This window comes from Catenuloplanes niger (assembly GCF_031458255.1).
Classification (GTDB): Bacteria; Actinomycetota; Actinomycetes; order Mycobacteriales; family Micromonosporaceae; genus Catenuloplanes; species Catenuloplanes niger.
The window spans coordinates 1,263,664-1,277,572 of sequence record NZ_JAVDYC010000001.1 but is presented as its reverse complement, the minus strand read 5'-3'; the positions used below and the strand labels follow the sequence as shown (position 1 = coordinate 1,277,572).

Here is a 13,909-nt window from a genome sequence, read left to right as displayed (position 1 = left end):
ATGCGAGCAATGGTCTATCGCGGTCCCTACCGGGTGCGGGTGGAGGAGAAGGCCCGCCCGGCGATCGAGCATCCCAACGACGCGATCGTACGGGTGACCCGGGCCGCGATCTGCGGCTCCGACCTGCACCTCTACCACGGGATGATGCCGGACACCCGGGTCGGTACGACGTTCGGGCACGAGTTCGTCGGCGTGGTCGACGAGGTGGGTTCGTCGGTGCAGCGGCTGAAGCCCGGCGACCGGGTGATGGTCCCGTTCAACATCTACTGCGGCACCTGCTTCTTCTGTGCCCGCGGGCTCTACTCCAACTGCCACAACGTCAACCCGAACGCGACCGCGGTCGGCGGCATCTACGGCTACTCGCACACGACCGGCGGCTACGACGGCGGTCAGGCCGAGTACGTCCGGGTCCCGTTCGCCGACGTCGGGCCGAGCCTGATCCCGGAGTGGCTGGACTCCGAGGACGCGGTGCTGCTCACGGACGCGCTCGCGACCGGCTACTTCGGCGCGCAGCTCGGTGAGATCGCCGAGGGTGACGTGGTGGTGGTCTTCGGCGCCGGCCCGGTCGGCCTGTTCGCGGCGAAGTCGGCCTGGCTGATGGGCGCCGGCCGGGTCATCGTCATCGACCACCTCGACTACCGGCTGGAGAAGGCGCGGACGTTCGCGCACGCGGAGACGCTCAACTTCACCGAGTACGACGACATCGTCGTACAGATGAAGAAGATCACCGACCACCTGGGCGCGGACGTGGCGATCGACGCGGTCGGCGCCGAGGCCGACGGCAACCTGCTCCAGCACGTGACGGGCACCAAGCTCAAGCTGCAGGGCGGCTCACCCGTCGCGCTGAACTGGGCCATCGACTCGGTCCGCAAGGGCGGCACCGTCTCGGTGATGGGCGCCTACGGCCCGGTGTTCAGCGCGATCAAGTTCGGCGACGCGGTCAACAAGGGGCTGACCCTGCGGATGAACCAGTGCCCGGTGAAACGGCAGTGGCCACGCCTCTTCGAGCACGTCCGCAACGGCTATCTCAAGCCCAGCGACCTGGTCACGCACCGGATTCCGCTGGAGCACATCGCCGAGGGCTACCACATCTTCTCGGCGAAGCTCGACGGCTGCATCAAACCGCTCATCGTCCCGACCGCGGCGTAGGAAGAAGACGACACCATGGCGTACACCCCGGACAAGCCCGAACTGCCCGAGTCCGTCGACGAGCTGCGCGCCCGCATCCCCGGGTGGGGCGCTGACCTGGACCCGAAGGACCGGCCGTCGGTGCCGCAGGAGGTCTTCGACCCCGAGTTCGGCGGCGCGCACTGGGAGTTCCCGGAGCGGCAGCCGGAGCTGCGGCCGCGGGAGCGGTCGATCGAACACGCGATGCTCACGCCGGTCTTCGGCACGTCCGCCCCGCCGCGCGGCCTGTCCGGCGTGATCCGCCGATATTCCTACGCGACGTACAGCGAGGGACGCGCCGCGCACTGGCTGCTGCTGCTCGCGGCCGACCGGGTGGACGTGCTGGAGAGCGCGCTGCGCTCGTTCCTGACCACGCGCCCGGACAACCCGATCACCCAGACGGGGGTACGCGGTGAGCTGACCCACCACGGTCTGCGCTCGCGGCTCGGTCACAACCGCGCGGACGTGGCACACCACCCGCTCGACCCGGTGATCGTCCTCGCCCCCTGGGTGATCGGCGCCGGCATCGCCTACGTCGTCGCCCGCCGGCTCACCCGCCGCTCATGATCCGGCTCCGGGCGGTGCGACGGTGCCCGCCCGGGACGACTGTGCGGCGACCGTCCCGGCGTGCCGGCCCCGCCGGGACCTGGCGTGCGGCCGGGACGTGGCGTGCCGCCGGGACCCGACGTGCGGCCGGGACGTGACGTGCGGCCGGGACGTGACGTGCGGCCGGGACGTGGCGTGCCGCCGGGACCCGACGGCGGCCGGGACGTGACGGGCGGCCGGGACGTGACCGGCGGTGGACGCGCGTGGTCGTGGTGGCCGGGACCGGCTGCGCCGCGGCGGCCGGAGCGGAGCGCCGGCGGAGTCGCAGGCCACCGCGCGCTTTGCCCGCGGGAGCATGCGGAACCGGTGCCGCCGGAAGCGGGAAAACTGCCTTCGAGGTCTTTCGGTGCTGACCTTGGCGGCGGAGAGCGTCCCCGCCGCCAAGGTGCGGGTCAGGACCAGCCGAGGTCGGCAAGGGCGCGGCGGGCCTCGCGGGCGTCGTTCCAGTCGATGTTGCCGGTGGCGAGCGCCTGGTACTCCTCGTGGCCCTTGCCGGCCAGCAGCACGGTGTCGCCGGGCCGGGCGTCGGCGAGCAGCTCGCGGAGCGCGTCGGCGCGGTCGATGACGACGCGGACGTCGGACGTGCCCGCCTCGGCCTCCCGGGTGCCGGCCACGATCTCGGCGCTGATCGCGGCCGGGTCCTCGTGGGCGGGGTTGTCGGACGTCACCATGACCACGTCCGCCAGCGTCGCGGTGATCCGGCCCATCGGGCGGCGGTTGCCGGAGTCACGGCCGCCGGCGTGCCCGAACAGCACCATCAGCCGGCCCTTCGTCTGGGCGCGCAGCGTCTGCAGGACGGTCTCCAGCGCGTGCGGGGTGTGCGCGAAGTCGACGAACACCTCGAACGGCTGACCGGCCGCGACGGTCTGCATCCGGCCCTCGACGGTCGCGTACTCGGCCGCGGCGACGACCGCGTCGAGCTCGCCACCCAGGCCGACCGTGGTCGCGGTCGCGGCCAGCCAGTTCATCACGTTCATCTTCCCCGGCATCGCCGAGATCATCTCGCGGCGGCCCCAGGGCGTGAACATGGTGAACCGGGAGCGGTCACCGTCCACCCGCAGGTTCTCGGCCCACAGATCAAGACCCTTCGTCTCGAGGCCGTACGTGTAGAGCGTGTCCGGACCCCCGCTGGCGATCAACTTCCACCACGGGTCGTCCGCGTTGACCACGCCGAAGGAATCCGGCCCCCGCATCGCCGCCATCGCGAACAGGTGCGCCTTCGCCTTGGCGTAGTTCTCCATCGTGCCGTGGAAGTCCAGGTGCTCCGGCGTCAGGTTGGTGAACACCGCGGCCGAGAACGGCACGCCACGCACCCGGTCCAGCTGCAGCGCGTGCGAGCTGACCTCGGTGACCGCGGCCTGGCAGCCGTCGGAGACCATCTGGGCCAGCATCCGCTGCAGCTCGCCCGCCTCCGGGGTGGTGAAGCCGTAGTAGACCGGCGGGTTGCCGCCACCGGTGGTCATGCCCACGGTGGTGAGCCGGCCGGTGCGCATCCCTGCCTGCTCCAGCGCCGCGTGGATCAGGTGCGACGTGGTCGTCTTGCCGTCCGTGCCGGTGACGCCGACCATCTTCATGTGGTCGCCCGGGTGCCGGTAGACCGCGACCGCGAGATCGGCCAGCGCCGCGCGCGCGGACGGCACCCGCACCACCGCGGCGTCACCGTCGAGCTCGACCGGGCCTTCGGTGACCACGGCCGCCGCGCCGCGCTCCAGCGCCTGCGCGACGAAACCGCGGGCGTCGTGGTTCGCACCCGGTATCGCCACGAACAGGTCACCCGGGGACACCCGGCGCGAGTCGTGGGTTATGCCCGACACCTCACGGTTGGCGTCACCCTGCACGAGCGTGGCGGCGGGGACCTCCGCGAGAACCTCATTCAGGTGCACCGTCGTTGTCCTCACTGTTGCTGCCCCGCCGGTCACTGCTGGGCCGGGGCCAGGCCGAGGCAGGGCATCTCCCAGGTGCCGAGATACTGCCGGTAGCGGCCGCCGAACGACTGCTTGAACTCGGTGAACCCGGCCCACGGGTGGTCCGGCTCGTCCTTGGGTGCCGCGCCGACGAAGTCGAAGACCTGCTGTCCCCGCTCCTGCGCCTCCAGCACCATTGTCGCCAGCATGACGGTTCCGGAATGGAGTTTCCGCGCTTCCAGCAGGCTGCCGGAGTGCGCGTAGTAGCGGGTGGTCGGGCTCTCGTACACGATCGCCGCCGCGATCGGCTGCTCGCCGTGCTTCGTGATGTAGAGCGTGCCCGCACCGCGCTCCAGCAGCGTCTTCGTCTGCCGCCGGTAGTAGTCGTCGTCGTGCGGGATCATGCCCGTGTGATTCGACACGTCGTGGATCATCTGAAGGAGAATCTCGACGTCATCCGGATTCGTGCTCGAAACGACGGAGATGTCCTTCTTGTAGGCGTTACGCCATCGGTTGCGCACGTTCGGCGCGAACTCCAGGACCAGCTGGTCCTTCGTCTTGCCCGGCAGGTCCTGCACCCAGGTCAGACCGGGCTGCATGTTCCGCTTCGACGGGAAGTGACCGAGCTTGACGAGGTCGTCCCGGGTGACGGGAGCCCACGGCTCGACCCGGATGAACCCGGCACCCTCCCGCTTGCCCAGCTCCTGCAGCGCCTCGACCGCCCGCTCCAGCGCGGTCAGATCATCCGCGACCGGCCCGTACGGGCAGTACAGACGGCAGGCGTCGCCGGCCCGTTCCACGATCGCCAAGCACTGCCAGCCCGCACCACTGCCGAAATAGACCTCACGCCCGTTCGCGCGCTGGAACGCGGCCCAGTGACTGCTCTGCAGGAAGTGCCCGTCGCGCGGCTGCGCGAACAGCTGCCGGTCCCACGCCTCCTCGTCAGTAACGCTCTGCCACGTTTCCGATGTTGTCTGTGACATAAACCCTGCCGTCCGGTCCCTGTGTCGAAGACGAGCCGCCCACGCGTTTCGGCGGTGTCGACGCCCAAGCATTCCCTACCGTGCTATCAGAGCACCGCCATACCCTCCCCGCCACCGACCGATCGGTGATTACCTGGAGTGATGAGGCCGATGGGGGAGACCCCCGTGAAGACAGGCCCCGGGGCCGTGTAAAGTTCTCTCCTGTGCGGCGCTGAAGGGCGCGGAACGGGAAACCGACCCGCAACCAGCAGGACCGTAGTGCAAGTCCGGGTGGCGGAATGGCAGACGCGCTAGCTTGAGGTGCTAGTGCCCGTATAGGGCGTGGGGGTTCAAGTCCCCCCTCGGACACATACTTTGTGCACACGAGTCCTGGTCGAGCTTCGACCAGGACTGCTGCTTTTCCAGGGTGATAGGTCAGTCGCAGCCCGAGCTTGCTGTAGATCTCGGCCTTGTCGGCCGGTGCGGCGTCGTGGATCACCTGCGTGATGTCAGTCAGTGTCGTCACTATGTGGTGAATCTGCTCCCGGGTGAGCCGCTTGCCCTTGCCGTCGCGTTGTCGCAATTTTGATTCGGCGAGTTTCTTCTCAGTCTGGGTCTGGGCGATCCATTCGCTGATGATCGCCGGGTCGCCGCCGGCATCGAGGGTGGCACGGTAGGTGGCGAGTTTGCGGTCACAGTCGGCGATGGTGCGGAGCTCGGCAGGGCTCTCTGGGTGGTCGTCGGGCTGGGCGTCGGCGAGTGTGGTGATCGTGTCCTCGATCCGGTCCGTCCGGAAGACCTTGGCGAGCCATCGGTCGAGGGACGGGATGACCTGGTTCTCGCGCAGGTACACGGTGAGCGGGTGTTCGACGTGGTTGGCCAGGGCGTATTCGTTGGGGAAGCGGCAGCGGTAGTGCGGAAGGCCGTGGTTGAAGTTGCCCTGCATGCGGCGATCGCAGAGGCCGCAGTAGATCAGACCCCTCAGCTGGTACGGGCGTGGAGTGGTCCGGGGCATTCTCGGTTTGCCGCGGCCGCCGGCGGCGAAAACATCCTGGGCGAGTTGGAAGGTCTCCGCCGTGACGATGGCCGGGTGGCTGGGGGCGGAAGAGCGGAGCCACGCGGTCTGGTCGTTCCAGCGCATCTTGGTCTCGTGGCCGAGGGCGACGTCGTCGACGTCGAGCAGGACCTCCTGCTTGCGCTGGCGATTCCACACCTGGTGCCCGGTGTATCGAGGGTTGATCAGGATCGCGCGGACGGCGCCCTTGGACCAGGCGATGCCGCTGCGGTGCCGGTTGCGGGCCCGGTCGTGGGCTGATGGGCACGGGATGTTGTCGTGAGTGAGGCCTTGGGCGATGGCGTAGATGCCGGCGCCGGCGATGTATTCGGCGAAGATGCGGACGACGACCGGTGCGGCGTGTTCGTCCAGGTCGAGTCCGTGCAGACTTTGCCCGATGGCGGCCTTACCTGGGTTGGGGTGCGGTCCGAGGTCGACGATGCGGTAGCCGTAGGGCGGTCGGCCGCCGAGGAAGCGGCCCTCCATGACGGTCTGGGTGGCCATGGCGGCGCGGACCCGGATGCGGATGCGAGTGCGTTCGCCCTTGCTCATCCCGCCGAAGACGGACATGACCAGGTCGTGGGCCTCACTGTCCGGGTCGATTGCGCCGCCTACCTCGGGGACCCAGAGCTGGACTCCGTAGTGGACGAACAGCGGGAACGTCAGGCCATACTGGTTGCCGTAGAACGCACGCTGGGGCTCGCCGATGACGATCGCGTCGAACCCGCGGTGTGGGTCCTTCAACGCGGCCAGCAGTGCTGTCGCTTCGGGGCGTCGTTTCCAAGGAATCGACCTGGATAGACCGATGTCGAAGAACTCGCGCACGATCTGGCCATCGGCCGGCTGGATGAGTGTTTTCGCCCGGGAGAGTTGCCATCCGCGGGAAGCGGCGGGGTCCTGTTGGTCTTCGGTCGAGACGCGGCCGTAGAAACCGAAGTTCATGCCTACCTCGCTACTTTTTAGTCTTGATCGGCGGAGTCGGGCGGTGCGATTCCTTGCTTGCCGGCCGCGTTGAGCAGGACGCGTAGCAGCGTGCGGGCTGCGCCTGGCGTGAGGTCGGGCGCGTCAGCTGGTGTGGTGACGCGCAGGCTCCGGCTGGCGGGTGCGTCGTCTTCCGCTTGGGCGGGTGCTTGAGGCTCGTGTCCTTCCGGACTGCCATTAACCCGTACCTCGTTGCGGATCGGCTGCGGTTCCTCCTGCTGGCCGAGGTGAGAATCATATCGCGACGCGCCACTGTCCGGTGCCCCCGAAGGTGTAGACGCGGCTGGCGCGGCGGCAGGCCTGGCGACTGAAGCGGCATGCGCAGGCGGGCTCGATCGGGCGGCATTCTCGGGGATCGGATCGTCGTGTTCGCTCGCGCTGTGGCCATGTAGGTCATCCATGGCGTCGCCGAAGATGCGGGCGTTCGGATGGGCAGGCCGTCGAGAGCCGCGTGCGCCGGCCCGATCGGCGCATCGCCTCGACTGGATGTAGAGCAGGCGTAGACATGACCGCTCCCTCGCTGGATGTGACCGGCGGGGAATCACAGACGACATCCTGTTGAATCCGCCTTGCGCTCAAGGCTGATGTCGCTGCGGTAGCGGCTACGTTGCGGAACGTGCCTCCGGCGGGTCGGCGGTGGCGAGGCCGCCGGACAGGAGCCGTCGCTGTCGGCTATCCAGGGCGAGCGAGTTCAGCGCGACTCGGATACCTATCCGATAAGCCGCTGCCAGTGGCTGTTGATGAGGGGTGAGGCGCTGCGGATGGTGTGAACCGCGGCCGTCGTCAGGGCCCACCACAGGAGGACGGCAGCGAAGGCCCAGTGGTAGTGGTCGGCGGTGCGCCAGGTGTAGATGACGGCGAAGCTGAGGCCGAGCGAGGTGGCGGCGATGAGCCGGGTGATGCGGTGCCGGGTGATGGCGAGGCCGATGCCCGCGCCGAGGACGAACATGCCGAGGCGTACGAAGGTGCTCGCGGGCAGGCCCAGCCGGATGAAGGCGGGCATGAAGCCGCTGGCGGCGACTTCGGTGATGAGGATGCCCGTGGCGGCCACGAGCGCCGGCAGGACTGGTGTTCGGTAGCCGCGTACCCAGGAGGGGATGTCACCGGGTCGAATGCGGGTGATGAGCAGCCCGGCTGTGCTGGCGAGGATGACGATGGGTAGCGCGAAGAGGATGGGCCACTGTGCGAACGACATGCGGGGGATGTTCATGTAGGCGCTGGCGTAGACGCCGAAGCCGGCGGCGAGGGCGAGGCCTGTCCCTGCGGCCGTGAGCAGGGCCTGGCGGGCGATCCGGGTGCTTGTGGCCTGTTCGCCGGGTGTGCGGGCGGCTGTGTGGAGCAGGTGGGTGATTCCCATGGCGGTGCTCCAGCAGGCGAGTGCGATGAGCATGCCGCTGACGCCGAGCTGCGGGCGTCGCAGAAAATATGCGGAAGCCCTACCCTGGAACGTGTCCACCCAGCTGGCGCCGAGAGCCTCTGCGAACAGCGCGATCGCGGCGATGGCGAGCAGTCCGGGCGTGACCAGCGCACGCCACCCGGAACGGATCCGCGGCGGCGGCGCTTCCGGGACTGCGGCGGCTGGCGCGGGGTTGCCGGTGGAGGCCGCGATGCGCAGGGCACCTTCCGCGGCGGCGTCCTGGCGGGGGAGCAAGGTCGGTATGAGTCCGGTTGTTTCTCGTACCGTGTCGGTGATTCCTGGCAGGGTGGCGTGGCCTCCGGTCAGCAGCACGGCCGTCAGGTCGTCGCGGTGGGTGTCCGCTGCCGCGAGTACCTGTGCCATCGCTGCTGGCAGGCGCTGTCGCAGGCCGGCGCTGGCGGCGGTGAGCATGTCGCGGTCGAGGGTCGCCGGCGGGTGCGGAGCAGGTAGGGCGATCGCCGTCCGCATGGTCTGCTGGCCGAGGGCTTCTTTGCCAGTCCGGACCGCTTCGAGCAGCTGGTGCCGGTCTACCGCGCGTTCCGGCGTTCCCAGCTGCTGCCACAGCTGCTGACCCGTGCTCAACGTCGAGGTGATGAGGTGTTCGGCCAGGGCCGCGTCGAGTGTGGCGGCGTCCGAGTCTGGGACGAGGTGGTGTGCGAGCAGCTGCACACCGTCGTCCAAGGCACCGACGAGCGCGATGGCTATTCCGCCCGCGCCCGCGTTGACGACCAGCACGCTCGCCCCGGCGGGCAGGAACGAGCCGGACCACGCCGTCCAGTGCGCGGCGACCGCGACGGCGTCGGCTATCAGGCGCGGTGCGGGCAGACCGGTCTTCTCCGCGGCACGTCGTAGCTGGTGCCGGCGGCGTGGACCCCACCAGCACGGCACGACCAGCGTCAGCCTGCTGATAGGCGCTCCGGCGAGCATCGCGGCGTGGGTGGCGATGCCGCCGAGGACGGCCGAGACCGCCTCGATCGGGTCCAGGGTCGCGTCCGCCAGCGTGATCGAGTCGGCGGCGATGTGCCGTAGCGGCTCGGCGAGCCAGGTCTCCGGACGGCTTCGGGCAGCTTGGAGTGCGGGAGTCCCGGTAAGCAGGCGGCCGGTGGCGGGGTCGAGCCAGACGCCGCTGGGGAGGACGGATACGCCGCCGACGACGATCGGGTACCAGCCTCCGTCCGGCGTAGACAGCATCGCGGTGGTGGTGGCAGTGCCGTAGTCGATGCACAGGTGCGCGTCCGCGGCCAGCATGCCGGGTAGTCTGCCGCACGGGTCCGGACAGGACGGTACCCGTTAGCACGAGGCCACCTGTCATGTGCACATGATGAAAATCCGCGCAGAGCTGGCCTGTTTGCAAAATGCTCGCGACCTTCGGCGCCGCGTTGATGGTGCCGTGTGCCGAGATGCTCGTGAGAACCGGTACCACTTGTGGAGCTGTACCGCCGGTGGTGTCGACGGTAGCTCCGGAGTGCGTTCACCCCTACGCGTAAGCGATCATGAAGCGATGTGGTTGCGGATGCGCGGATGTCGATGTGAGTGCGTTTCCGGCGCGGCCCGACACCTTGGTTCCGCTTTGTCGTTTAAAAATACTATGTCCGGTATGGGCGGGCGGGTGCTGGGCAGTCGAACTGGCGTTACACCTTCGAACTGATGGCGTGGGACGTATAAGCTTCCGACCACTGGTCGGCGCTCCCGAGCCGATCATCGCCAACAGCGAGTGACACGTCTGCCGAAGGAATCTGCCTCATGCGCCTAACGAAGCAAGTAATCCAGCAACTACTCAACCAGAACGAAGGATTCAAGCGGACGAAATCTTTTACGAGCAAAAATAGCTCATACGATAATTACTATGAGATCGTAAATGGCGATTTGCATGTTCGGTCGGTCGGCAAAACCTCGTGGGCCGACAGCCGTTATGACACTGGTACCGTCGCGGACGAGGATCGAACACGAAGGTTTCTGAGGGATAATCTCCATTTGCTGAACACGGACGGCCTAGGCGACTAGTAATTTGCCGCACCAAAGAGATTCGCTGATGTTGGCGGTCGTGGACACCGCGGAGAGAGTAATGGCGCCCAGTAGCTTCGAGTATGTGAAACCGTGGTTGGTCGAGAATCCAGAGCCGCCCGTTTGCCCGCACTGCAAGCAAGAGATCCAGCCCGGCGACAACGTCCACTGGTGGCAGGACGTGCTGTGGCACACCAAACCGTGCCCTAGCTGAACAAGGGGCGGGTGTGCGGTCGCACCGTCTCCGCCTGGCGCATGACCGCACCCTGTAGCTGTCGTCCGAGCAGCCCCGCGCGCCTGATTCGGCGATGGCGTGCCGGTCCTAGAGTGGTGGAACGGCTTCGGCGCTAATGCTTCGCCTGAAGCGGAAAATCGACACGATCGTATAGGGGCAATGATGGCTGGCTACGGACGCAGTGACGAGGAGTGGGGTCGGTTGACCTCGGTCGGCTTGGAATTCCTCGTCGAACGGGCACGCCTTGAGAAGACTACGACATACACGGAACTCAATGTTACCCTACGTCGGAGGGCTGGCTTGCAGGGATTCGACTTCGATCAGGACAGTGAACGTGCCGCGATGGGGCACTTGCTCGGTTTGATCGTGGAAGGCAATCGTCCAACGACAAACCTGCTGATATCGGCCCTAGTTCAGTATTTGAATATCAACGATGCCGGTCCCGGATTCTATACGTTAGCAGTCGAGCTGGGGATGCTGTCGCGTCGGTCGTCAGCGATGGCGAAGCAGGATTTCTGGATTGGGCAGATAAACGCGCTGTATGCCTTTTACGCGGTCAGGCGCTCGGGGGTCTAGCGTTCCATAATCCGCTCAGGTTAAATGTGCTCATCTAGTCGCCGATGATGCCCGTTTCGTTGTCTGTCAAAGTTGCTGCGAGCGTAGCCATGCAGGCATAGTGCCCCCGCCGTTGACCCGTGCGAGCTCGTCGAGGATCTCGACGAGCCGCTGTTCGGTAATGCCGTCTTCACTCCCGACATGCATCCCGGCGGCTGGCTGCTTCGGCAGGAAGCCGCAACGTCGACGCGCGGCCCGTAGAACAGGCAGACCTCGGCATCGAGTGACTCGCCCGACATGCGGAGCAGCCATGTGGGATCCATGCCAGCCGAATCGAGTGGGCCTTCGAGCGCGATAGGCAGCAATGACGCGTTCATCTGATTCCAGGACCGAAGGGCGTTTCCGAGTTCCTGGTCTCGGCCTTCGTAAAGTTGGTCGGCTCGCTGATCCGGTGGTCGCATGTGCCGAAAGTAGCGTTGGTTGTCGCCGTCCACCCAGAGATCCCTCAAGATCAACTTGCTCTTCTGTCGGGATCCGGGCGGCGCGGGTGCCACCAGGCCGAGGGCTGCTGCATGATGCGTTCATGGCTGAGCAGGCATGGACGGCGGCCGAGCTGCGCGTCGAACTAGCGAGGTACCACCAAGAGCTGATCGCGGCCGAAAATCACCGCCCGAGCACGATCGCTACCTATGTCCAGCATCCAGAGCGGTTCATCGCGTACCTGGAGGGCGAGTACGACCCACGACAACCTCAAGGCCGAAACGCTCGATAGCTGGTGCAGGAGGTTCGCTCTTCTAGCCTGACCGGGCGCTTGCCGATGGTTCGCCACCATGCTCGACGGCTGGCCGAATACACGGCGACGAGCTGGTAACCAGAACTTTCATGCTCTGCGCGCCACGATAACGATCTCGGGCGACTCGGGTGTCAGAGGTGTTCGGCGCCAGTCGCCGTACTGGTTGAGGGCGGTGAATCCTGTTGCTTCCAGGGAGCGGACGAGCGAGGTCGGGTCGCGGAAGGCGAGGACGTCGCGATCGACTTTTTCGTCATGGGTGTCGAGGTTGCGGGTGAAGGTGTCGTAGGCCACCAGCGGAAGCGATACCCATGCGGTCTCGTGCCAGAACTCGACCCGGCCTTCCTTGGTGTCGAGTGTGCGCAGCGTGGCCTGCCGGTTCCATTGCTCCCATGCGCGGGCCGTAGGGTTTCGGGACTCGAAGGCCAGCGTGCCGTTCGGGATGAGAGCGCGGTGCAGGTCGTGCAGTGCGGCGGCCCAGGCGTCGTCATGGCGGAAGACCTGCGCGACGTGGCCGGACATCACGGCGAAATCCGCTGAGGCCGTGTCGGCGCGGTCACTGAACCCGAGTCGCCAGTCGACCTGCTCGCCCTTCGACTTCTGCATCGCCACCCGCAGCATCTCCGGGTCAGGATCGACGCCCACTGCCGAACAGCCTTGGGAGGCGAGAAGCCGGGTCAGTGTTCCGGTGCCGCAACCGAGGTCCAGGATGCGGGTTGCCCGGATTTCGGCTGCGAGTTCGGCGTAGAAGCGGTAATCGCCATCGTCGGGGTTCAGATCGCCGTAAGCATCGGCGAAGTCGAAGGCCATCAGTGCAGTCATGCAGGTGTCGATGTTTCCCGCAACCGCATTATGACGCGAGAGCTGGCCAGACGTACCGATCTGCTGCGGACAAAGCGCGTCCTGCCTCGCAGTGCCATCACTCCGTATCGGGCCAGTGTCTGAGCCCTTGTCGCAGGTAGCTCGGCATCGCGGGTTGATCGATCTATATCAGTGCCCCGGCCGGGCCGCGTCTGTCGATGAGTCCGCACGCCTGAACCGACTGACCTCGGTGTTGTTGGGTGCGGCTACGTATCCGCTAACTCCGTCGGTGGAGGTTGCCGCCATCCCGCCTGTGCGTGTGTGCCGGGTGGTGGAGCGTGGAGGTGGCTGATGTTCGTGGATTGGGTGGTGACCGCGCTGGCGGTGGCGCCGGTGCCGACGCCGTTGGTACCGGATCCGACGCCGGTTCCGATTCCGGGGTTGGCGCCGGTGGCAGAGACGTTTCTGGCGTGGGGTAAGTGGGTGCTGGTCGTCGCGGGTGTGCTGGGCATGTTCATCTGCGGCGGGATGATGATTCTGGGCCAGCGGAATCGTTCCGCGACCGCGGTGGATGGTGCTGCGGGGATTCCGTGGGTGCTGGGTGGGCTGACGTTGGCGGCGGTCGGGGCGACCGTTGTCGGCGTGGTGGTCAGGTAGCCGGCGATGCGGGACGAGATCGGGACGCGAGCGCGCCAGCGCACGGCCGTGGTGACGGCTTCGGGCACGGCCATCGTGGCGACGGCCTTGGCAGCGGTAGCCGGATTGATCGGGCTCCACGAGCAGCGGGACGCCGCCGGGCCTGGGCCTGTGGCGTCCGGGATGGTGGTGTCGATTCCCGGCACCACGGGACCGGCCGCGATCCCCTCGGCGACCGGGATGCCGTCGCCGGGCGAGGGTGATCTGGCCTGGATGTCGGTGGCGGGCGGGCGCCTGCCGGTGTCCCGGTCGGCGGGTCCGCGGGACACCTCGGCGGGCCTGGCGCGCGGCTTCGCCTTCTCCGAGCTGGGTGCGGTTGTGGCGGCGGCGCACGTGACCCTGCGATTGTCGCCGCAGGTAGGACCACTGGTATTTGAGCCCACGGTGCGAGATCAGGTGGTCGGCGATGACGCCGGCGCCTTGGCACGAAATCTGGCCGAGGAGTACGACCAGGCGCGCGCTCGTCTCGGGGTCGCTTATGGGACGCCGGCGGGTCAGCTCTACGCGGTGGCGCGCGGATACCGGGTGAGCATATCGGGCCTCGACGCCGAGGTGCGGCTGTTGATCGAGGGCCCGGGTACGTGGCAGCCCACGCTGATCGAGCTACGGGTTCAGACCCGCTGGGACGACGGTGACTGGCGGGTCGTGGCTCCACCAGACGGTCTATGGGGCAATAACGCCCGGGTCGCCGGGGACACGTCCGAGTTTCTGTGGCTCCCGGCGGAGCGGTGATCAGC

General features: G+C 67.4%; 10 protein-coding genes, 1 tRNA gene and 1 pseudogene. 7 read left to right on the top strand and 5 right to left on the bottom strand.

Features of this window, described 5'->3' with window-relative positions:
- Positions 1 to 1,149 (top strand): zinc-dependent alcohol dehydrogenase, encoded by a 1,149-nt coding sequence (locus J2S44_RS05550; RefSeq protein ID WP_310409552.1) that lies wholly within the window; start codon positions 1 to 3, stop codon positions 1,147 to 1,149.
- 15 nt (positions 1,150 to 1,164) lie between these two features.
- Positions 1,165 to 1,734 carry a hypothetical protein gene (locus J2S44_RS05545; protein ID WP_310409550.1) on the top strand — a complete coding sequence of 190 codons (570 nt, stop codon included), beginning with the start codon at positions 1,165 to 1,167 and terminating at the stop codon, positions 1,732 to 1,734.
- A gap of 431 nt (positions 1,735 to 2,165) precedes the next feature.
- Here J2S44_RS05545 and J2S44_RS05540 read toward each other — a convergent pair whose 3' ends face one another.
- Both J2S44_RS05540 and J2S44_RS05535 read right to left on the bottom strand, forming a co-directional pair.
- Complete coding sequence (locus tag J2S44_RS05540; RefSeq protein ID WP_310409548.1) at positions 2,166 to 3,656, bottom strand: UDP-N-acetylmuramoyl-L-alanyl-D-glutamate--2,6-diaminopimelate ligase; 1,491 nt, start codon at positions 3,654 to 3,656, stop codon at positions 2,166 to 2,168.
- Positions 3,657 to 3,688: 32 nt separating this feature from the next.
- Positions 3,689 to 4,660, bottom strand: a complete 972-nt coding sequence (locus J2S44_RS05535) for a lipid II:glycine glycyltransferase FemX (RefSeq protein ID WP_310409547.1) — start codon at positions 4,658 to 4,660, stop codon at positions 3,689 to 3,691.
- 264 nt (positions 4,661 to 4,924) lie between these two features.
- On the opposite strand from J2S44_RS05535, the gene J2S44_RS05530 reads away from it, so the two are divergent.
- Positions 4,925 to 5,008 (top strand) — tRNA-Leu (locus J2S44_RS05530).
- 736 nt (positions 5,009 to 5,744) lie between these two features.
- Here the strand turns inward: J2S44_RS05530 and J2S44_RS05525 are convergent.
- Positions 5,745 to 6,635 (bottom strand): annotated as a pseudogene (locus J2S44_RS05525) (recombinase family protein); the annotation flags it as partial.
- A 748-nt stretch (positions 6,636 to 7,383) separates the two neighbouring features.
- Positions 7,384 to 9,339: an Hsp70 family protein gene (locus J2S44_RS05520; protein ID WP_310409546.1), complete on the bottom strand. Its 1,956-nt coding sequence runs from the start codon at positions 9,337 to 9,339 to the stop codon at positions 7,384 to 7,386.
- 1,150 nt (positions 9,340 to 10,489) lie between these two features.
- On the opposite strand from J2S44_RS05520, the gene J2S44_RS05515 reads away from it, so the two are divergent.
- Together J2S44_RS05515 and J2S44_RS05510 are read left to right on the top strand one after the other, a co-directional pair.
- Entirely contained in the window at positions 10,490 to 10,906 is a 417-nt protein-coding gene (locus J2S44_RS05515; RefSeq protein WP_310409544.1) for a hypothetical protein, read from the top strand.
- A 562-nt stretch (positions 10,907 to 11,468) separates the two neighbouring features.
- A complete protein-coding gene (locus J2S44_RS05510) occupies positions 11,469 to 11,657 on the top strand; it encodes a hypothetical protein (protein WP_310409542.1) in 189 nt (62 codons plus the stop codon).
- A 108-nt stretch (positions 11,658 to 11,765) separates the two neighbouring features.
- Here the strand turns inward: J2S44_RS05510 and J2S44_RS05505 are convergent, their stop codons facing one another.
- Entirely contained in the window at positions 11,766 to 12,497 is a 732-nt protein-coding gene (locus tag J2S44_RS05505) for a class I SAM-dependent methyltransferase (protein WP_310409541.1), read from the bottom strand.
- A gap of 330 nt (positions 12,498 to 12,827) precedes the next feature.
- Here J2S44_RS05505 and J2S44_RS05500 point away from each other — a divergent pair, with 330 nt between their 5' ends.
- Both J2S44_RS05500 and J2S44_RS05495 read left to right on the top strand, forming a co-directional pair.
- Entirely contained in the window at positions 12,828 to 13,133 is a 306-nt protein-coding gene (locus J2S44_RS05500; RefSeq protein ID WP_310409540.1) for a hypothetical protein, read from the top strand.
- Positions 13,134 to 13,139: 6 nt separating this feature from the next.
- On the top strand, positions 13,140 to 13,904 hold the full coding sequence (locus J2S44_RS05495) for a DUF8175 domain-containg protein (RefSeq protein ID WP_310409538.1): 765 nt from the start codon (positions 13,140 to 13,142) through the stop codon (positions 13,902 to 13,904).
- The last annotated feature ends 5 nt before the right edge of the window (positions 13,905 to 13,909 follow it).